This window comes from Lentzea sp. JNUCC 0626 (genome assembly GCF_043632865.1).
Classification (GTDB): domain Bacteria; phylum Actinomycetota; class Actinomycetes; order Mycobacteriales; family Pseudonocardiaceae; genus Lentzea.
Genome location: NZ_CP171635.1, coordinates 3,689,345 through 3,707,095, shown reverse-complemented (window position 1 = coordinate 3,707,095; position 17,751 = coordinate 3,689,345). Strand labels below are relative to the sequence as shown.

Genomic DNA, 17,751 nt, shown 5'->3' with positions numbered 1-17,751 from the left:
TTGCCAAACACGATCGGGTGGTCGTTCGATCATGCTCATGACCTCTCTCTGGGTAGGAGACCTCGTCCGGCTGCGCGGCGTCGAACCCGAGGACTGGGAACCGTTGCACGCCTTCGACGCCAACACGCACGACGCGCGCAGGGCCGGGCGGATCCTGCCGCCCCGCTCCGCTGCGGGACAACGGGAATGGGCGCAGAAACTCGCGCTGAAGGAATCCGAGAACGACAGGATGATGCTCACCATCGAGTCGCTGGCCGACCGGGCGCCGGTGGGCCTGATCTCGACCGCCATGGCCGACTACCACGCGGGCCGGTTCCAGTACGGGATCACGATCGGGAACCAGCACCAGGGCCGCGGCTACGGCACGGAGTCCGTGCGGCTGTTGCTCGGCTACATGTTCGGGGAACGCAGGTTCCACAAGTGCGAGTCGGGTGTGTGGGCGTTCAACGACGCCTCGATCGCGTTGCACCGCAAGCTCGGCTACACGGAGGAGGGCAGGCTGCGCGACCACGAGTTCTTCGCCGGGCGGCACCACGACATGGTGATGTTCGGGATGCTGGCCGCGGAGTTCGCGGACCGGCACCCGTTCCCGCGCGAGATCTGACCGCCTGGCCCACGATGTGGCGGTGGGCACACGGCGGGAACGCTCCGGGGGCCTGCGTCCAGGTAGGTCTGTGCGAACCGAGGTGGCGCCCGTGGCGCTGACACCAGAAGTGGCGCCGGCCGTGCTGGACGAGGCCGCGCTGCTGGAGCTGTACGAAACGACGGCCGAGCGGCTGCACCGCTACGTGGCCAGGCGGGTCGGTCCCGACACCGCGCAGGACGTGGTCTCCGAGGCGTTCCTGGTGCTGTGGGACCAGCGCGCCGGGCAGCCGTACGCCGCCGACGCGGTGCGGGCGTGGCTCTACGGCGTGGCGACGAACCTGCTGCGCGGTCACGTCCGCGCCGAGGAGCGCAAGCTGCGGGCGTGGAGCAAGGAGCACGCGGCGCGCACCGACGTGGCCGACATCGGCGACCAGGTGAGTGCCGCCGCGGACGCCGACGTCCTCGCCGGACCGCTCACCGCATGGCTCGCCGAGCTGCGGATCGAGGAACGCGAGGTGCTGCTGCTGCACGCGTGGGCGGATTTCACGCCCGCCGAGATCGCCGTGGCGCTCGACGTCCCGATGGCCACCGTGCGGACCCGTCTGCACCGCGGCCGCGCCCGGCTGCGCACCCGTCTCGCCGCGACCGCCCACGACTTCACCGAGGACAGCCATGTCTGATCAGCCAGAGACCCTCGACCGCGTGCTCGACGCCACCCTCGCGAAGGCCGGTGACGAACCTGTCCGGTTCGACGTCGCCGCCGGCAAGGCCGCCCTGGCCACCGCGCTCAAGACCCGCGCGGTGGCGCCGCCGAAGAAGAGGAACAAGGTCCGGTGGCTCGCCGCCGCGGCCGCCGTCACCGTGCTGACCGGCACGGGCCTCGCCGCCTCGACCGTCGACCTCACCGGCACCGGCGGCAACTCCGCCACCGCCGCCGAAGAGCTGATCAAGGCCGCCGACCTCGCCTCCCGCGTGGTCGACCGGCCGCTCGCTCCCGGTCAGTTCCGCTACGTGCGCACCCGGTACGAGGGCATCACCTCGGCGGAGGGCGCGAAGGCGTGGTCCACGGACATGACCAACGAGGAGTGGATCCCGGCGAACCGGAACGACGAGTGGTTGCTGCGGGCGACCGTCCAGCCGTCGAAGTGGGTGGCGGGCCACGAGGGCACGGGTGAGCCGGAGTCGGGCTCGGCGTTCAAGAACGGCGAGGAGTTCCGCGGCGCCTGCGGCAAGTACTCCTACATGGCGGAGGGGCAGCCGGACAGGTGCACGGCAGGGGACTTCCACAACCCCACGCCGGAGTTCATCGCCTCGCTGCCGAAGGACCCGAAGGCGCTGCTGGAGAGGCTGAACGCGGGCGGTGGTCCCGAGGGCCGCGCGCTGCAGCAGGCCCGCGAGGCGTTGCAGTCCGGCCAGTTCCCGGCCGAGGTGCGCGCGAACATCTTCCGCGCGCTGGCGTTGCTGCCCGGCCTGGTCGTGACCGAGCAGCGGGCGAACCTCGACGGCAAGCAGGGCGTCGCGCTCGGCGTCCAGATCGTGTCCGAGTTCACCGAGATCATCATCGACCCGGAGAACGGTGACTACATCGGCGGCCGCGAGACCATCGCCGAGGACCTGCCCGACGACCAGGGCGGCCTCGACAAGGGCACCGTCCGCCAGTCCTCGTCGGTGACCACGAGGATCGTGGACTCGCAGGGCGGGAAGTAGCTTCCACCCGCGTTCGGGGCGCGGGAGGAACAGGCGACTCGGGAGTTGCGCGTCCTCGGGGGGACGGGCGACTCCCGAGTCGCACCAGTAGTTTGATCAGGTGCCCAACTCAGCCGATCGAGGCCGCCGCACCCGTGAACAACTGATCGACGCCGCGGCTCAGCTCGTGGGCGAGGTCGGCTGGGGTGCGGTGACCACCCGGCTGGTCGCCGAACGGGCGGGGGTGAACCCGGCGCTCGTGCACTACCACTTCTCGTCGGTGTCCGACCTGCTCTCGACGGCCGCGCTGCAGTTCGCGACCCGGATCCTGGCCGAGTCGGCGGACGCGGTGCGGGCCGTGGCACCGGCCGAGGGCGTCGAGCGGATCTTCGCGGACCTGGCCCGCTTCACCGGCACCGACCCGGAGTCGTTGCTGCTGGCGGAGGCGTTCCTCGCGGCGCACCGGCTGCCGGCGCTGCGGGACGGCCTCTCGGCGCTGGTCGTGGACTTCCGGGCGCGGATCGCCGACTGGCTGCGAGCCGCCGGGGTGCCGGACGCGGACGCGGTGGCGTTGCTGCTCAGTGCGTCCATCGACGGGCTGGTCCTGCACCGGGCGCTGGACCCGTCAGTCGACTTCGGCGTGGTCGCGGGGCCGTTGCGGCGTCTCGTCGGAGGCTGACCAGCGCGGTTCGCCCCCGGCCTCGGCGAACGCGGTCAGCGCCTCGACCAGGCCGTGCCGCAGGTGCTCCGGCATGCGGGCGACGATCGTGCTGATCTCGGCGCGGCGGCGGGCCATCACCTGGCCCACCACCCGGCTGCCCTCGGCGCTCGCCACGACCACGACCTCGCGTTTCGTGGCGGGGTTCGGCTCGCGGTCGACCATGCCGGACGTGACCAGCCGGTCGATCATGCGCTTGGCTGTGGACGGGTTGACCTGGAGGAGGTCGGCGAGCGCGGTGAGGCTCATCGGGCCGCGTGACTCGAGCAGGACCACCATCCGGAACTGCGGCAGCGTGAGCGTCTCCTCGACGGCGGCGAGGGACCGCGCCGAGACGGCCACGAGCAGGCGGGACGCGGTGAGGACCGCGTCGGTCAGGTCGTCGACATCGCTCACCGGCCCAGTTCTACAGGGTGCGCGCCAGGTAACGAAACGATAAACATTGCACTGTGCAACGGTCGGGGCGCCGGGGTCTGTCCGTAACCCCCGGCATGCGCATACTCCTCGTCGCAGTGCTGACGCTGTTGGTGGGCGCGCAGCCCGCGTTCGCGCAGCCGAACTTCGGACCCGACTACGTGCAGACCCAGTTCGGACCCATGGGTCCCGCCGGGGTCGACCTGCTCCAGAAGGTGGCCCTCGCCGGGTTGTGGGAGGGGCCTGCCGGGCGGATGGGGCTCGAGAAGTCGTCGAACCCGAAGGTGCAGGAAGCCGGTCGGCACCTCATCGAGGGCCACGCCGACCTCGACCGCCGGACCGCCGAGCTCTCCAGGACCTTCGGGGTGCAGCTGCCCACGCAGCCCAACGAGGCGCAGCAGGGCTGGCTGAACGAGATGCAGGCCGCGCCCGCGCGCAGTCAGGAGTTCGACAAGGTCTTCGCGAACCGGCTGCGGGCCGCGCACGGCGTGGTCTACAAGTTCCTCGCCACCGTGCGCACCGGCACGCGCAACACCGCGATCCGCGACTACGCCAAGGTCTGCATGGACACCGTGCTCGACCACATGACGGTGCTCGAAGCCACCGGGATGGTCGACTTCAACGACACCGACGCGATCCCGCTCGCGCTCGTCGCGCAGCCGTCGTCGATCGCTCCTACGCCGTCTATTCCGCCGCTGCCGCAGGCGAACCAGCAGTACCAGCAGGCGCAGCCGCAGGACGAGGGGATACCGGACGGCGCGATCAGTCTGGGGGTGTTGGCGCTGGTCGTGGCCGGTTTGTGGTTCTGGACGAGCGGTCGGAGCAGTCGCAAGATGCATCCCTGAGGTTGGCCCGGTGCTAGATTGGGCATATGCCTAAGTCGAGTGCCCAACAGCGGGCGTTGATCGTCGGAGCGGGGATCGCCGGGCTCACGTCCGCCTGGTGGCTGGAGCGCGCGGGGTGGGACGTCCTCGTGGTGGAGCGGGCGCCGTCGTTCCGGGCGGGCGGCTTCATGATCGATTTCTTCGGGCCGGGTCACGAGGTGGCGCGGCGGATGGGCCTGCTGCCGGCGCTGGAACGGCGGCGGGCGCCGATCTCGTCGGTGACCAGCGTCGACTCGCGCGGGCGCAAGCGCGGCGAGATCTCGACGGCCGCGTACGAAGCCGTGGCGGACGGGGTGATCAGCCTGTTGCGCGGCGATCTGGCCGAGGTGATCCGGGACGACGTGCGGTCGCCGATCCGGTACGGCACCACGGTGTCCGCGATCGACGACGGCCGGGTGACGTTCTCCGACGGGACGGTCGACGAGTTCGACCTCGTCGTGGGGGCGGACGGGGTGCACTCGCGGGTGCGCGAGTTGGTGTTCGGGCCTGACGAGGAGTTCGTGCGGTTCCTCGGGCACCACGTGGCGGCGTTCTCGTTCCGGGACGAGGAGTTGAGCGCGCGGATCGGGTACCGGTACCAGATGCTGACCGTGCCGCACCGGATGATCGGCTGCTACGCCGTGCGGGACGGGTCGATGGCGGCTTTGATGCTCTACCGCGCGGAGTCGCCCGCGCTGCCCGCCGATCCGGCGGCGGAGTTGCGGGCGCGCTTCGGCGACCTCGGGTGGGTCGCGCCCGACCTGCTTTCCGTGGTGCCGGGCGATGTCTACCTCGACGAAGCGTCCCAAGTGGACGTGCCGGTCTGGCATCGCGGCAAGGTCGTGCTCGTCGGGGACGCGGGTGGCGCGGTGTCGTTGTTCGCCGGGCACGGCGCGTCGCTCGCGATGACCGGCGCGCACGTGCTGGCGGAGGAGCTCACGGCCGGGTTCGACGGGGCGTTCGACCGATATCAGGCGCGGCTGAAGCCCGCGGTGGAGCACACCCAGGAGTTCGGGCGGCGGTTCATCGGCTGGATGGCGCCGGCGTCGGCGTGGCGGATCTCGGTGCGGGACCTGGCGTTCCGGCTCTCCGGGCTGCCCGTGGTGCGGAACCTGATCCGCGGTTCGGTCGCGCCGGACGTCGACGGCGTGCTCACACCTTCAGCACCCGCAGGCACAGCCGCCTGAGCACCTCGCGCAGTTCGTCGTCGCTCAGGTGGGGGAACGCGGCGATCACCGGGCCGACGTCGCTCACCGCGAACCACGCGGCCCGCTGGTCGTCGGTCGGGTCCGGGCCGTAGATCAGCTCGATGGCCTGGCCGGAGAGCCGCGCCAGTTCGGCGTTGATCCGCTCGTTGCGGCGCACGCTCGGGTCGGTCTGGCCGAGCGGGGACAGTGCCCTGTTGCCGATCACCTGGTCCACGAACCCGTCGACGAGGTGTTCGGTGCGCGCCCGCTTGCCCCTGATCTTCGCGGCGTCCGCGATGAGGACCTCGAAGAACGCGATGTTGTTGTCCAGCAACGCTTCCAGGATCGCGGACTTGGTCTTGAAGTAGTAGTAGACGTTTGCCTTCGTCACGTCCATCTCGTCCGCGATCGTCTGCAGCGACGTCGCGTCGTACCCGTGGGAGGCGAACAGCTTCCGCGCCGTGACGAGGATCGTCGCACGGGTGCGTTCGGCTTGCGCGGCGCGAGTCATGCGGCGATGGTACAGTCAGTTTCGTTAGCCGAACGGCTAACGAAGTCTTGGAGGAGTCATGACCGTCCTGGTGACCGGTGGCACGGGGTTCGTGGCCGGCTGGACCATCGCCGCGTTGCTGGAGCAGGGGTACGAGGTGCGCACGACCACGCGGGGCCGGCGTCCGGCCGTGCCCGGGAAGTACGAGGTCGTGAAGGCCGACCTGATGTCCGACGAGGGCTGGGCCGAGGCCATGGAGGGCGTCCAGTACGTCCTGCACGTGGCGTCGCCCATGACCGGGGGCGACGACCTGATCGGGCCCGCGCGGGAGGGCACGTTGCGCGTGCTGCGGTTTGCGGTGGCGGCCGGGGTGGAGCGGGTGGTGATGACGTCGTCGTGTGCTGCGGCGACTCCGCCCGAAGGCGCGACCGGGTCGTTCGACGAGACGGTGTGGACGGACCCGTCCGGAGTGAAGATCGACGAGTACCGCCGGTCGAAGCTGCTGGCCGAGCAGGCGGCGTGGGAGTTCATGCGCGGCAAGAAGACCTCGTTCGCGACGGTGCTGCCCGGCGCGGTGTTCGGGCCGATCCAGACGCGCGACAACATGGGGTCGGTGCGGGTGATCGAACGGGTCATGGGCGGCATGCCGGGCGTGCCGCGGATCGGGCTCAACATCGTCGACGTCCGCGACGTCGCCGATCTGCACATCCGCGCGATGACGGCGCCGGACGCGGCGGGGGAGAGGTTCATCGCGGTCAGCGGGTTCATGTGGATGTCCGAGGTGGCGCGCACGCTCGACGCGCCGTCACGGGAGATGCCGAACTTCGTGGTGCGCGCGGCTTCGGTGGTGGCCAAGGACATGCGGCCCTTGGTGCCCATGCTCGGCCGCAACTACACGTACTCGCACGACAAGGCGTCGTCGATGCTCGGCTGGGCACCGCGCCCGGCCCGCGACACCGTGCTGGAGTGCGCGGCGAGCCTGCGCTAACGGGCGTCGTAGGCCTCGCGGTGGGTGAGCACCTCGGCGATGTGCTCCTCGGCCCAGCGGCACAACGCGAACAGCGGGTCGTAGAGCGTGCGCCCGAGCGCGGTCAGTTCGTACTCGACCCGCGGCGGCACCTCGGCGTGCACGTGCCGGGTGATGAGGCCGTCCCGTTCGAGGTCCCGCAACGTCTCGGTGAGCACCTTGCCGCTGATGCCGTCGAGTTGAACCTTGAGGTCGCCGAACCTCGTGCGGCCGTTGCCCAGCACCGAGACGACCATGGCCGTCCACTTGTTCGCGATGCGCGCCAGGCTCGTGCGGGACGGGCACGTGGCCGCGAGCACGCTGAAGTCCGGCATCGTCTGTGACATGGCGCACTTCCGTCCATTAGTTACGTTGAGGTAATTGGTTACTTTTGGTGAGCATAGGGCAACCCCAACGAATTGGAGAAACCCCATGACCACCCCGCTCGCCGTCGTCACCACCTACTTCGAGGCGCTCGAGTCCGGTGACTTCGCCACCGTCGCCGCCCAGTTCGCCGACGACGTCGTGTGGCACCAGCCCGGCGACAACCGGTTCTCGGGTGTCCACCGCAGCAGTGCCGCCGTCGGCGCCATGATCGGCGGGATGATGGAGGTGTCCGAGGGCACCTTCTCGTTGAAGCGCAACGCTCCGCTGATGCTCAACGGCGACACCGTGGCCGCGCCGGTGCACTGGACGGCCAAGCGGTCCGGCGCCGAGATGGACGGCGTCGGCGTCGACCTGATGCGCGTCGCCGACGGCAAGGTCGTCGAGGTGTGGCTGTTCACCGCCGACCCCGCCGAGGAGGACGCGTTCTGGGGTCAGGGATGAATTCGGCGCGTCTCGCCACCCGAACGGGCTAGATCACGACACACTGTGCGTCGTGGAACGGGATCGCAGGTGGGCGGACAAGGGTGAGGCCATCGGGCACGGCGTGAGCTGGCTCGCCCGGTGGAGTCTGCGGGCGGCACTGGCCGCCCTCGGCTTCTGGATGGTCTTCTGGCTGGTCGGGCAGCTGTGGGTGGTCGTCATGCCCGTGCTGCTCGGCCTGCTGATCACCACCGTGCTGTGGCCTCCGGCGCGGTGGATGATGTCGAAGGGCCTCAACTCGGCGCTGGCGGCCACGATCGTGCTGATCGTCGGCCTCGGTGTGCTGGGCGGCGTGATCGCGGCGATCTCGTCGTCGATCGCCTCCGGTGTGCCGGAGATCGCGCAGAGCGCGCAGAAGGCCGTCACGCAGCTGCAGGACTGGGCCTCCGGGCCGCCGTTCAACCTGAAGGGCAGCGACCTCGACCGGCTCATCTCGCAGGGCGTCGACCAGATCAAGTCGAGCATCGGCTCCATCGCGGGCGGCCTGCTGACCGGCGCCGGTGCCGTCACGTCCGGCGTGGTGACCGGCCTGGTGGCGCTGCTGCTGGCGTTCTTCTTCGTGAAGGACGGCGTGCGCTTCACGCCGTGGCTGCGCGGCCTGATCGGCGAGCGCGCGGGCGGGCACGTCACCACCGTGCTGGAGCGCATCTGGGTCACGCTCGGCAGCTTCATCCGCAGTCAGGCGATCGTCTCGTTGATCGACGCCGTCTTCATCGGCGCCGGTCTGCTCATCCTCGGCGTGCCGCTGGCGGTGCCGTTGGCCGCGCTGACGTTCCTCGGCGGCTTCATCCCGATCATCGGTGCGTTCATCGCGGGTGCGTTGGCGGTGCTCGTGGCGCTGGTGAGCAACGGCCTGACCACGGCCATCATCATGCTGGTGATCGTCATCGTGGTGCAGCAGGTCGAGGGCAACGTCCTGCAGCCCATCCTGCAGTCCCGCAGCCTGCGCCTGCACGCCGCCGTGGTGTTGCTGGTCGTCACCGCGGGTACCTCTCTGTACGGCATCGCGGGGGCGTTCTTCTCGGTTCCGGTGGCCGCGGCGGTGGCTGTGGTGATGCGCTACCTGGGCGAAGTGATCGAAGCCCGCTCCGTAATAGTTACGTCACAACCTGACGGGGATGAACCGGGGGAGACCGAACGTTCTCCTGAGTGAAGACCTGAGAAGAGGGAGTGACACTGTGACGGAGAAGGCAGTTCTCGCGGGCGGCTGTTTCTGGGGCATGCAGGACCTGTTCCGCCGCCACCCCGGCGTCGTCTCCACCCGCGTCGGTTACACCGGCGACTCCAGCACGCCTAACGCGACCTACCGCAACCACGGCAACCACGCCGAGGCGATCGAGATCGTGTTCGACCCGGCCCAGCTCAGCTACGGGCAGATCCTGGGATTCTTCTTCCAGATCCACGACCCGTCGACTCGCAACCGGCAGGGCAACGACATCGGGGCCAGCTACCGGTCGGCGATCTTCTACGTGGACGACGCGCAGAAGAAGGTGGCCGAGGAGACGATCGCTGCTGTCGACGCTTCCGGGAAGTGGCCTGGGAAGGTTGTCACCGAGGTTGTGCAGGAGGGTGACTTCTGGGAGGCCGAGCCGGAGCACCAGGATTATCTGGAGCGGTACCCCAACGGGTACACCTGCCACTACGTGAGGCCGGAATGGCAGCTCGGCGAGAGGTAGAGATCGTCGGGTTGCTGGCTTCTGAGGTGCATGCGTTCGAGGGTCGTCCGGTGGACGGCCCTCGAGCCGGTTCTGGGGGTGGTTCCCGGGACTGCGTTGAGGTTCGGGCTCGGTTGGGGATCGTGGGGGATCGGTACTTCAACCAGGCTGCTCATCGGAATGCTGCGGTTACGTTCATCTCGGCTGAGTCTGTTGAGCCTTGGGGTGTGGATCCGCTTTTGGCTCGGCGGAATGTGGTTGTTCGCGGGTTTGATGTGGACTCGTTGGAGCGTGGGGCCGTGTTCAGTTTGGATTCTGGGGACGGGCCGGTGCGGTTTGAGGTTGGGCGGGCGGCTCATCCCTGTGCGTGGATGGATGTCGTGATCGCGCCTGGGGCGTTCAAGGGGTTGCGGGGGCGTGGAGGGATTCGGTGTGTGCCGCTGGATTCCGGGGTGTTGAGGGTTGGGCCTGCGGGTCTGGTTGCGTAGGCCGGTTCCTGTTGGGGCGGGGGTTGGTTGCGTTTTGTTGGTTGGGCTGCGGTTGCGAGGGTGGTCCATCAGGCAGTGACGTTTGAAGTGGGTTGCGATTGGGGCTTGACCTTGAGCCTCTAGCTGGATGCATTCGCGGCCTCAAAAGCCGGGGATAGAAGCTCCCCGGCCGGACCGGACAGGTTGGCATCCAGCCCCTCAAGGTCAAGCCCCAATCGCCAAGAACGGCGTAACCGGCTCTCAACCTGGCATCAGCCCGTTCGGGCTCGCCTTCGGCTTCGCGCACCAGGCCTCGTAGGTGGTTGGCCTGCGTTTGCGGCTGTCCGGTTGCGTGCTCGCGCCGGGCCAAGACGGTGGTCGGCTTGCGTTCGCGACTGCGGGTGCGTGCGCCCATGCACGTCTGCTGCCTGCCTGGCTGGGGCGGTGCGTACCGGGAAATCCACTGTGGTCATAGTGAGCGCATGAAGTGGTTGCGCCGCAAGCCAACGATCATCGTGGCGGTTAGCCTCGCCTTAGTGGTGGGCGCCGCAGCGTCCCTGTGGAACATCGGCAGCTCCCGCACCTACCAGTTCTTCGGCAACCTGGTCGATCGGGTCGAGACGAACGACAAGATCGTGGCGCTCACCTTTGACGACGGGCCCGACCCCGCCGGTGCCGAGCAGGTCCTGGACCTGTTGGAGGCGGAGGAGATTCCGGCGACGTTCTTCCTGATGGGTCGCGACCTGGCTGCGCATCCCGAGCTCGGGAAGAAGATCGCTGAGGCGGGGCACGAGATCGGCAACCACACTTACAACCACCAGCGCATGATCGGGGTGAGTGCGGAGACGGTGGCGCGCGAGGTCGAGGACACCGACGCGGAGATTCGGAAGACCGGGTACAGCGGAGACATCCACTTCAGGCCGCCCAACGGCAAGAAGTTGTTCGAGTTGCCGCGGTATTTGGAGAAGCACGACCGGACGACGGTCATGTGGGACGTGGAGCCGGACTCCGCGGGGTCGCCGAGTGCTCAGGAGATCGCACAGCAGACGCTGCGCGAGGTGAAGCCCGGGTCGATCATCCTGCTGCACCCCATGTACGGGGCGCGGGAGCAGACTCGGCAGGCCCTCAAGCCGGTCATCGTTGGCCTTAAGGAGCGCGGGTACCGGTTCTTGACGGTGTCCGCGCTCCTTGCCGGGCGTTAGATCAGGTCGGCCAGTTCCACTCGGCGCAGGAACTCGCTGCGGACTCGGTCGGCCACCGCGTTGACGACTTCCGCGCCGTCCTCGGACGGGTCGACGTGCACTCGGAACGGGGGCTTGGTGGCGTTGACGACGTTCACGATGGCGTCGGCCACTGCGCCTACGTCTGCCCACGACGGCTCCAGTTCGGCCAGGCGGCCTCCTACCTGGTCCATGAGGCCTGGGTAGAACTCCTCGTACTCGGCTGCCCTTGAGGTGTCCGCCGGGGTGCCGCTGTGCGCGAAGTGGTTGGTGCCGTGGGTGAAGGCGCCGGGGACGACGATGGTGGTCTCGATGCCGAACCTCAGGAGTTCGGCTCGGTAGGAGACGGCCACGGCGTCCATGGCTGCCTTGGCCGCGAAGTACGGGGCCAGGTAAGGAGGAGTGCCGCCGCGCGTTGAGCTGGAGCCCACCCAGACGACGTGGCCCGCGTGTTGGCCGCGGAGGTGGGGGAGGGCCGCGCGGTTGACTCGTTGGGTGCCCAGGACGTTGACGTCGTAGAGGTCGGCGTACTGCTCCGGGGTGAAGGCCTCGGCCGGGCCGGTGACCATGTGGCCCGCGTTGTGGATCACCACGTCGAGCTTGCCCTGTTCGAGGATGATCGTGCCGATGGCCGCGTCGGCGGACTCCTGGGACTGGACGTCGAGTTCTACGGCGTGCACGTCGGCTTTGTTGTCCGTGCCGAACGTCTTGAGGTCGGTGACCGCGGTGGCGTTGCGGCCCTTGGTGTCGCGCATGCCCGCGTAGACGGTGTGGCCCGCCAGGGCCAGTTTGCGGACCGCCAGTGCTCCGAAGCCGCTGGACGCTCCCGTTACGACGATGACCTTGCCCATCAGATGATGCCTCCGTTCGCACGAATGGTCTGGCCGTTGACCCAGCGGGCCGGGCCGGCCAGGAAGGAGATGACCTCGGCGATGTCGTCGCCCTGGCCGAGGCGCTCGAGCGGCGGCTGCTTCGCGAGGGTGTCGATCGTGGCCTGGTCCTTGCCGTTCAGGAACAGGTCGGTGGCCGTGGGGCCGGGGGCGACGGTGTTCACGGTGATGTCGCGGCCGCGCAGTTCGCGGGCGAGGATCAGGGTGAGCGCTTCGACGCCGCCCTTCGACATCGCGTAGGCGCCGTACTGCGGGAAGCGCAGGCCCACGACCGACGACGAGATGTTGATGATCGCGCCGCCGTTGCGGAGCCGGCGGGCCGCCTGCTGGCCGATGATGAACGTGCCGCGGGCGTTGGTGCGCATGATCTTGTCGAACGTGTCGAGGTCCATGTCCGCGACGGTGCCGAGCGGCATGATGCCGGCCGAGTTCACGACGACGTCCACGCCGCCGAAGGTGTCCTCGGCGAGCTGGAACGCGGCGGCCATGGCGTCCTCGTCGCCGACGTCACCCTGCTGGGCGACGGCCTGGCCACCGTTTGCCCTGATGCCCTCGACGACCTCGTCGGCGGCGGTCTTGTTGCCGGCGTAGACGATGACGACGGCCTGTCCGTCGGCGGCGAGGCGCTCGGCGGCTGCCCGCCCGATGCCCCTGGAACCGCCGGTGACGATCGCAACGCGAGTCATGTCAAAGCTCCTAGCTGGTGTTTCCGGTGTTATGGGTCGAACAGTAGCACTGATATCGAATCAGCGCTACTGCTGATGTGTTATCGTCGTTACATGGACACGAGAGAGCGTCTGGTGAAGGCCGCGGCCGACCTGCTGATCGAGGGTGGCAAGGAAGCGGTCTCCACGCGCGCCGTGGCGGCCGCGGCAGGGGTGCAGGCGCCCACGCTGTACCGGCTGTTCGGTGACAAGGACGGGCTGCTCGACGCGGTGGCGGGCTACGGGTTCGCCGACTACCTGGCGTCGAAGCACGCGATGGGGGCCACCGGCGACCCGGTGGGCGACCTGAAGCGGGGCATGGAACTGCACATCGGCTTCGGTCTCGCGATGCCGGCGTTCTACCTGCTGATGTACGGGGAGCCGCGCAAGCGCGAGGCGCGACTGGAGGCGGACGCGATGCTGCGCGAGATCATCAGCCGCATCGCGTCGGCGGGCCGGTTGGCGGTCCCCGTCGAGCAGGCGGCGCAGTTCGTGCACGCGGCCGGCATGGGGGTCGTGCTGGCGCTGATCGCGACGCCGGAGGCGGAACGGGACCTGAGCCTGATCGCGTTCACGCAGGAGAAGGTGATCGGGGCGATCACGACGGACGCCGCGCCGGAGGAGTCGACGGACATCCCGAGCCGGGCGATCGCGTTGCGGACGGCGATGCAGGAGGACCCGCCCCAGATGCTGTCGCCAGCGGAGCGGGTCCTCTTGGCCGAGTGGCTCGACCGGGTTGCGAAATGACCTGGTGTCGCGTCAGCCAGCCTTCGCCGCGTTTTCGACGCTCAGCAGGCCGCCTCGCGGCACCGGCCCCGCGCCCCGGTACAACCAGTACAGGGACGCGGGGCCGGCACCACGATGCGACCGTCTGAACGCCGAATCCGGGGCAAAGGCTGACTGACGCGGCACTAAGCGTTCGGGTCGAACGGGATGCCCGCCGGCTTCGAGATGCTCAGGTTGTAGTTGAACGCGCTGTCCTTGATCGCCAGGGACGCGCTGCCGAAGTTCGCGTTCACGAGCTTGTCGCGCACCCCGGCCGGGAAGCGATCCCAGCTGACCAGGTCGGGGTACTGGTAGACCCCGTAGTGGTTCTCCGCCTGCTCGTTGTAGTTCGCGAGCCGGAAGCAGTGCGTGCTGGCGCCGTCCTTGTGGTAGATGATCTTCGGGTGGGTGCCTTCCCACTGCACGTTCGCGCGCGGGTGCACCTTGTACTTGCCGTGCTCCGACGTCGCCACGTACTGCGCCACGTCGTTCTGCACCCACACGACCACGTGCTCGATGTCGTGGCGGTGGCCGCAGCAGTCCAGGAACGGAACGGCCTGGTCCTTCTCGAAGTACAGGTCGTACAGGTAGGCGCACCAGCCGTTGTTGCACTTGGAACGGCTGTACGAGTTGGTGTTGTCCAGGTCTGCCCTGTCGTGGCAGTCGCCGTAGAGCTGGCCCGAGTTCTTCAGGCCGGGCGCGATGTCACCGTTGGGCGAGATCGCCGGCGTGGGGTAGCAGCCGTCGCCGTCGTAGTCGAACGCCGGCTGCCACTTGCCGTCGGCCTCCTCGTAGTTGGCGGGGATGGCCTGGGGCGGGGCGGCGAACGCGACACCGGGGACCAGTGCTGTCAGCAGCAGGGCGCCGGCGAGCGCGGACAGGAACTTCTTCCTCAACAGAGGCCTCCGGGGATGCAGGGGTAACTAAAGAGGCTTGCGAGGCAGACGGTGGTATATGAACCGCCTTCACGTCTAGGTGCTTCGCCAAATCTTTGCCGTACCGGGAAATTCACAGCCCTGGAACGGAATCGATCACGTCCCAGGGCTGCTCACCGCGTTACCGCAGGTCGGCGCGCACCCGGTTGGCCGCCGCGACCAGGTTGCGCAACGCGGGCTCCACTTCGGCGTAACCGCGCGTCTTCAGGCCGCAGTCGGGGTTGATCCACAAACGTTCACCTGGCACCGCCCGCACCGCCTCGGTGATCAGCGCGACGACGTCGTCCTCGGTCGGCACCAGCGGCGAGTGGATGTCGTAGACGCCGGGACCGATGCCGCGCGGGAAGTCCAGGCCCTCCAGGATCTCCATCTTGGACCGGGCCGCCTCGATCGTCGTGACGTCGGCGTCGAGGTCGGAGATCGCGCCGATCACCTCGCCGAACTCCGAGTAGCACAGGTGCGTGTGGACCTGCGTGCCCGTCGTCGCGCCCGAGGTGGCGAGCCGGAACGCGCCGACCGACCACTCCAGGTAGGCCGCCTGGTCCTTCTCCCGCAATGGAAGCAGCTCGCGCAACGCCGGTTCGTCGACCTGGATGATGCCGATCCCGGCGGCCTCCAGGTCGCGGATCTCGTCCCGCAACGCCAGCGCCACCTGGGCCGCGGTGTCGGCGAGCGGCTGGTCGTCGCGCACGAACGACCACGCGAGGATCGTGACCGGCCCGGTCAGCATGCCCTTGACCGGCTTGGCCGTGAGCGACTGCGCGTAGGTGCTCCACGCGACCGTCATCGGGGCCGGGCGCGAGACGTCGCCGTGGATGATCGGCGGCCGCACGCACCGCGACCCGTAGGACTGCACCCACCCGAACTCCGTGCCGGCGAAGCCTTCGAGGTGTTCGGCGAAGTACTGGACCATGTCGTTGCGCTCGGGTTCGCCGTGCACCAGCACGTCCAGGCCGATGCTCTCCTGCAGGTCGATCACGCGCGCGATCTCGTCCCGCATCCGCTGCCCGTACTCGTCCTCGGTGATCTCGGCCCTGCGGACGGCGGCGCGGGCCTTGCGGATGTCGCCGGTCTGCGGGAACGAGCCGATCGTCGTGGTCGCGAGTGGCGGCAGGCCGAGGCGTTCCTGTTGGGCGGCAGCACGTTCCTGGTACGGCGCGCGGGTGCGGTGCTCGGGCTTGAGTGCCTCGATGCGCGCCCGGACGTGGTCGTCCCGGCGCGGGCTCGGCAGGTCGCGCGTCGCCTCGTCGGCCCACGCTCCGTCGGCGCCGGTGCGCAAAGCGTTGCCCAGCACCACGATCTCGCGGACCTTCTGCCGGGCGAACGCCAGCCGCGCCTGCACGTCCGGGGCGAGCGTCTCGGCGTCGAGGTCGTACGGCACGTGCAGCAGCGTTGACGACGACGAGACGACGACTTCGCGCGCGGAACCCAGCAGCGACGCGGCTTTCGCGAGGGCGGCGTGCAGGTCGGTGCGCCAGACGTTGCGGCCGTCGACCAGGCCCGCGACGAGGATCTTGTCGCGCATCGCGGGGATCGTGACCGACGTGTCCGGCGCGCTGACGAGGTCGACGCCGATCGCCTCGACCTGCGACTCGGCGAGGACTCCGAACGCCTCGCCGAGGTCGCCGTAGTAGCCGGTGACGAGCAGCTTCGGCCGTCCGGGCAGGCCACCCAACGTCCGGTAGGCACGCCGCAGGGCGTCCAGTTCGGCGGGGGAGCGGTCGGCGGCGAACGCCGGTTCGTCGATCTGCACCCACTCGACGCCCTCGACGCGCAGCCTGCCGAGCAGTTCGACGTAGGCCTCGACCAGGTTGTCGAGCAACGCGATCGGCTCGAAGCCGGGGACCGTGCTCTTGGCCAGCAGCAGGTAGGTGACCGGGCCGAGCAGCACCGGCCTGGTCGTGACGCCGAGGTCGAGCGCCTCGCGGTACTCGGCGATCGGCTTGTCGCCCGCCAGCCGGAACTCGGTGTCCGGGCCCAGTTCCGGCACCAGGTAGTGGTAGTTGGTGTCGAACCACTTGGTCAGTTCGAGGGCGGCGGCGCCGTCACGGCCTCGTGCGGCGGCGAAGTAGGTGTCCAGTTCGGACAGTCCGAGGTCGCGGAAGCGTTGCGGGACGGCGCCGAACAGCTGGGTGGTGTCGAGCACCTGGTCGTAGAACGAGAACGTGTTCGACGGGATCGAGTCCAGTTCGGACAGTTCGGCCCAGGTGCCGGCGCGGAGTTGCCGGGCGGTCTGCTGGAGGGCGGCTTCGTCGATCCTGCCCGCCCAGTACTGCTCAACGGCGCGCTTCAGTTCGCGCTTCGGGCCGATCCGGGGGTAGCCGAACACGGTGCTGCCGATGGTCACAGGCTCTCTCCTCGCGAGCGTGCGGAAGCACCGGAACTCCCGGAAAGCGCGAGGCAGCACGAAGCCTGCCCGTCAGCCCGCCCGAGAGGCTCCGGAGCAGCGCGCACCGGTCGGTGCGCGCACCTGCGGCAGGTCTTCGGACTCGTGGGCGCCGTGCGTTCGCCTACCGGCCGTCGCTTCCCAGGTCTCGTGGAGACCCAGTGCTTTCTTGACGGCTTTCGTTCCCACTCACCGCTGCGGGGCAGTCCCGGATTCGCACCGGGTTCCCTTTTGCTCCACCCGGAACGAGCCCAGGTGAACCGCTGGCGTGATCGAGACTAGCGGGCCGCGCCGAGCATGCCCAGCGCCATGGCGCCGTACTGGATGGTGAGATCGGTCAACTTCAGCGGCCCGTCCGGCGAGTACCACCGCGACACCCCGCTGCACATCTCCAGCAACGCGAGCCGCGCGACGCTCGGTTCGGTGACGTTCAGCCGTCCGGCCTGGACGCCGTCGACGATCGCGTCCTGCCAGATCTGCTCGTAGCGGTCGCGCAACGCCACGATCTCCGCGCGCCGATCGCCCGTCAGCGCCCGCATCTCGCCGTCGACGACCGCGGTCTCGCGCGGCTTCTCGGCGTGCGCCTGGACGTGCATCTCGACCAGCGCGACGAGCCGGTCCGTCTCGTTCGCTGCTCGTGCGGCGATGGCCTCGGCCTGGGTGATCAGCTCGGTGAGGCTGGTGCGCATGATGCTGACCAGCAGGTCTTCCTTCGTACCCATGTAGTGGTAGAGCGTCGCGGACGAGAGCCCGGCGGCCTGCGCGAGGTCGCGGATGCCGGTGCCGTGGAAGCCGCGTTCGGCGAACAACCGCACGGCGGCCTCGCGGACCCGTTCCTCCGTCGTCATCGCTGCCTCCTCTTGACCGGCTGTTCGTGCTCACTCTAGCGTCAGGCCCAATCGATCGATCGATC

At 69.0% G+C, this 17,751-nt stretch carries 20 protein-coding genes and 1 riboswitch; of the genes, 12 read left to right on the top strand and 8 right to left on the bottom strand.

From position 1 onward, the window contains the following. The first annotated feature begins 37 nt into the window (after positions 1–37). The 4 genes from JNUCC0626_RS15650 to JNUCC0626_RS15635 all read left to right on the top strand — a co-directional run bounded on the left by JNUCC0626_RS15650 (position 38) and on the right by JNUCC0626_RS15635 (position 2,950). Positions 38–604, top strand: a complete 567-nt coding sequence (locus JNUCC0626_RS15650; protein ID WP_394620483.1) for a GNAT family N-acetyltransferase — start codon at positions 38–40, stop codon at positions 602–604. A gap of 91 nt (positions 605–695) precedes the next feature. Next, the gene (locus JNUCC0626_RS15645; protein ID WP_394620482.1) at positions 696–1,265 is read left to right on the top strand and encodes an RNA polymerase sigma factor; all 570 of its coding nucleotides are present in this window, start codon (positions 696–698) and stop codon (positions 1,263–1,265) included. Beyond that, positions 1,258–2,292: a CU044_5270 family protein gene (locus JNUCC0626_RS15640; RefSeq protein ID WP_394620481.1), complete on the top strand. Its 1,035-nt coding sequence runs from the start codon at positions 1,258–1,260 to the stop codon at positions 2,290–2,292. Before JNUCC0626_RS15645 ends, JNUCC0626_RS15640 begins: the two co-directional genes overlap by 8 nt. Positions 2,293–2,392: 100 nt before the next feature. Further along, a complete protein-coding gene (locus JNUCC0626_RS15635) occupies positions 2,393–2,950 on the top strand; it encodes a TetR/AcrR family transcriptional regulator (RefSeq protein ID WP_394620480.1) in 558 nt (185 codons plus the stop codon). Here the strand turns inward: JNUCC0626_RS15635 and JNUCC0626_RS15630 are convergent. Beyond that, positions 2,897–3,385, bottom strand: a complete 489-nt coding sequence (locus tag JNUCC0626_RS15630) for a MarR family winged helix-turn-helix transcriptional regulator (RefSeq protein WP_394620479.1) — start codon at positions 3,383–3,385, stop codon at positions 2,897–2,899. The two genes, JNUCC0626_RS15635 and JNUCC0626_RS15630, sit on opposite strands and share 54 nt — an antisense overlap. Before the next feature lie 95 nt (positions 3,386–3,480). On the opposite strand from JNUCC0626_RS15630, the gene JNUCC0626_RS15625 reads away from it, so the two are divergent. Continuing rightward, positions 3,481–4,248 carry a DUF4142 domain-containing protein gene (locus tag JNUCC0626_RS15625; RefSeq protein WP_394620478.1) on the top strand — a complete coding sequence of 256 codons (768 nt, stop codon included), beginning with the start codon at positions 3,481–3,483 and terminating at the stop codon, positions 4,246–4,248. 26 nt (positions 4,249–4,274) lie between these two features. Continuing rightward, positions 4,275–5,453, top strand: a complete 1,179-nt coding sequence (locus tag JNUCC0626_RS15620) for an FAD-dependent oxidoreductase (RefSeq protein WP_394620477.1) — start codon at positions 4,275–4,277, stop codon at positions 5,451–5,453. Here the strand turns inward: JNUCC0626_RS15620 and JNUCC0626_RS15615 are convergent. Then, positions 5,419–5,964, bottom strand: coding sequence for a TetR/AcrR family transcriptional regulator (locus JNUCC0626_RS15615; protein WP_394620476.1), 546 nt, complete (start codon positions 5,962–5,964; stop codon positions 5,419–5,421). The two genes, JNUCC0626_RS15620 and JNUCC0626_RS15615, sit on opposite strands and share 35 nt — an antisense overlap. 58 nt (positions 5,965–6,022) lie before the next feature. Here JNUCC0626_RS15615 and JNUCC0626_RS15610 point away from each other — a divergent pair, with 58 nt between their 5' ends. Beyond that, on the top strand, positions 6,023–6,931 hold the full coding sequence (locus JNUCC0626_RS15610) for an NAD-dependent epimerase/dehydratase family protein (RefSeq protein WP_394620475.1): 909 nt from the start codon (positions 6,023–6,025) through the stop codon (positions 6,929–6,931). Here JNUCC0626_RS15610 and JNUCC0626_RS15605 read toward each other — a convergent pair. After that, positions 6,928–7,296 (bottom strand): winged helix-turn-helix transcriptional regulator, encoded by a 369-nt coding sequence (locus tag JNUCC0626_RS15605; protein ID WP_394620474.1) that lies wholly within the window; start codon positions 7,294–7,296, stop codon positions 6,928–6,930. The genes JNUCC0626_RS15610 and JNUCC0626_RS15605 overlap by 4 nt on opposite strands. A gap of 85 nt (positions 7,297–7,381) precedes the next feature. Between JNUCC0626_RS15605 and JNUCC0626_RS15600 the strand changes: the two genes are divergently transcribed. The 4 genes from JNUCC0626_RS15600 to JNUCC0626_RS15585 all read left to right on the top strand — a co-directional run bounded on the left by JNUCC0626_RS15600 (position 7,382) and on the right by JNUCC0626_RS15585 (position 11,140). Next, positions 7,382–7,777, top strand: a complete 396-nt coding sequence (locus JNUCC0626_RS15600; RefSeq protein WP_394620473.1) for a nuclear transport factor 2 family protein — start codon at positions 7,382–7,384, stop codon at positions 7,775–7,777. Between the two features lie 52 nt (positions 7,778–7,829). After that, positions 7,830–8,969: an AI-2E family transporter gene (locus JNUCC0626_RS15595; protein WP_394620472.1), complete on the top strand. Its 1,140-nt coding sequence runs from the start codon at positions 7,830–7,832 to the stop codon at positions 8,967–8,969. A 25-nt stretch (positions 8,970–8,994) separates the two neighbouring features. After that, on the top strand, positions 8,995–9,492 hold the full coding sequence (gene msrA / locus JNUCC0626_RS15590; protein ID WP_394620471.1) for a peptide-methionine (S)-S-oxide reductase MsrA: 498 nt from the start codon (positions 8,995–8,997) through the stop codon (positions 9,490–9,492). A gap of 928 nt (positions 9,493–10,420) precedes the next feature. Then, positions 10,421–11,140 carry a polysaccharide deacetylase family protein gene (locus JNUCC0626_RS15585; protein WP_394620470.1) on the top strand — a complete coding sequence of 240 codons (720 nt, stop codon included), beginning with the start codon at positions 10,421–10,423 and terminating at the stop codon, positions 11,138–11,140. On the opposite strand, the gene JNUCC0626_RS15580 is transcribed toward JNUCC0626_RS15585, so the two are convergent. Together JNUCC0626_RS15580 and JNUCC0626_RS15575 are read right to left on the bottom strand one after the other, a co-directional pair. After that, the gene (locus JNUCC0626_RS15580) at positions 11,137–12,009 is read right to left on the bottom strand and encodes an SDR family oxidoreductase (protein ID WP_394620469.1); all 873 of its coding nucleotides are present in this window, start codon (positions 12,007–12,009) and stop codon (positions 11,137–11,139) included. The genes JNUCC0626_RS15585 and JNUCC0626_RS15580 overlap by 4 nt on opposite strands. Further along, a complete protein-coding gene (locus tag JNUCC0626_RS15575) occupies positions 12,009–12,734 on the bottom strand; it encodes an SDR family oxidoreductase (RefSeq protein WP_394620468.1) in 726 nt (241 codons plus the stop codon). Before JNUCC0626_RS15575 ends, JNUCC0626_RS15580 begins: the two co-directional genes overlap by 1 nt. 93 nt (positions 12,735–12,827) lie before the next feature. Between JNUCC0626_RS15575 and JNUCC0626_RS15570 the strand changes: the two genes are divergently transcribed. Continuing rightward, on the top strand, positions 12,828–13,499 hold the full coding sequence (locus JNUCC0626_RS15570; protein ID WP_394620467.1) for a TetR/AcrR family transcriptional regulator: 672 nt from the start codon (positions 12,828–12,830) through the stop codon (positions 13,497–13,499). 164 nt (positions 13,500–13,663) lie between these two features. On the opposite strand, the gene JNUCC0626_RS15565 is transcribed toward JNUCC0626_RS15570, so the two are convergent. From JNUCC0626_RS15565 to JNUCC0626_RS15555, 3 genes are all read right to left on the bottom strand, one after another. Beyond that, positions 13,664–14,413, bottom strand: a complete 750-nt coding sequence (locus tag JNUCC0626_RS15565) for an NPP1 family protein (RefSeq protein WP_394620466.1) — start codon at positions 14,411–14,413, stop codon at positions 13,664–13,666. 160 nt (positions 14,414–14,573) lie between these two features. After that, positions 14,574–16,799, bottom strand: coding sequence for a 5-methyltetrahydropteroyltriglutamate--homocysteine S-methyltransferase (metE, locus tag JNUCC0626_RS15560; RefSeq protein WP_394620465.1), 2,226 nt, complete (start codon positions 16,797–16,799; stop codon positions 14,574–14,576). Positions 16,800–16,909: 110 nt separating this feature from the next. Continuing rightward, positions 16,910–17,118, bottom strand: a riboswitch (cobalamin riboswitch). Further along, a complete protein-coding gene (locus JNUCC0626_RS15555) occupies positions 17,117–17,686 on the bottom strand; it encodes a TetR/AcrR family transcriptional regulator (protein ID WP_394620464.1) in 570 nt (189 codons plus the stop codon). It overlaps the preceding riboswitch by 2 nt. Positions 17,687–17,751 lie beyond the last annotated feature (65 nt).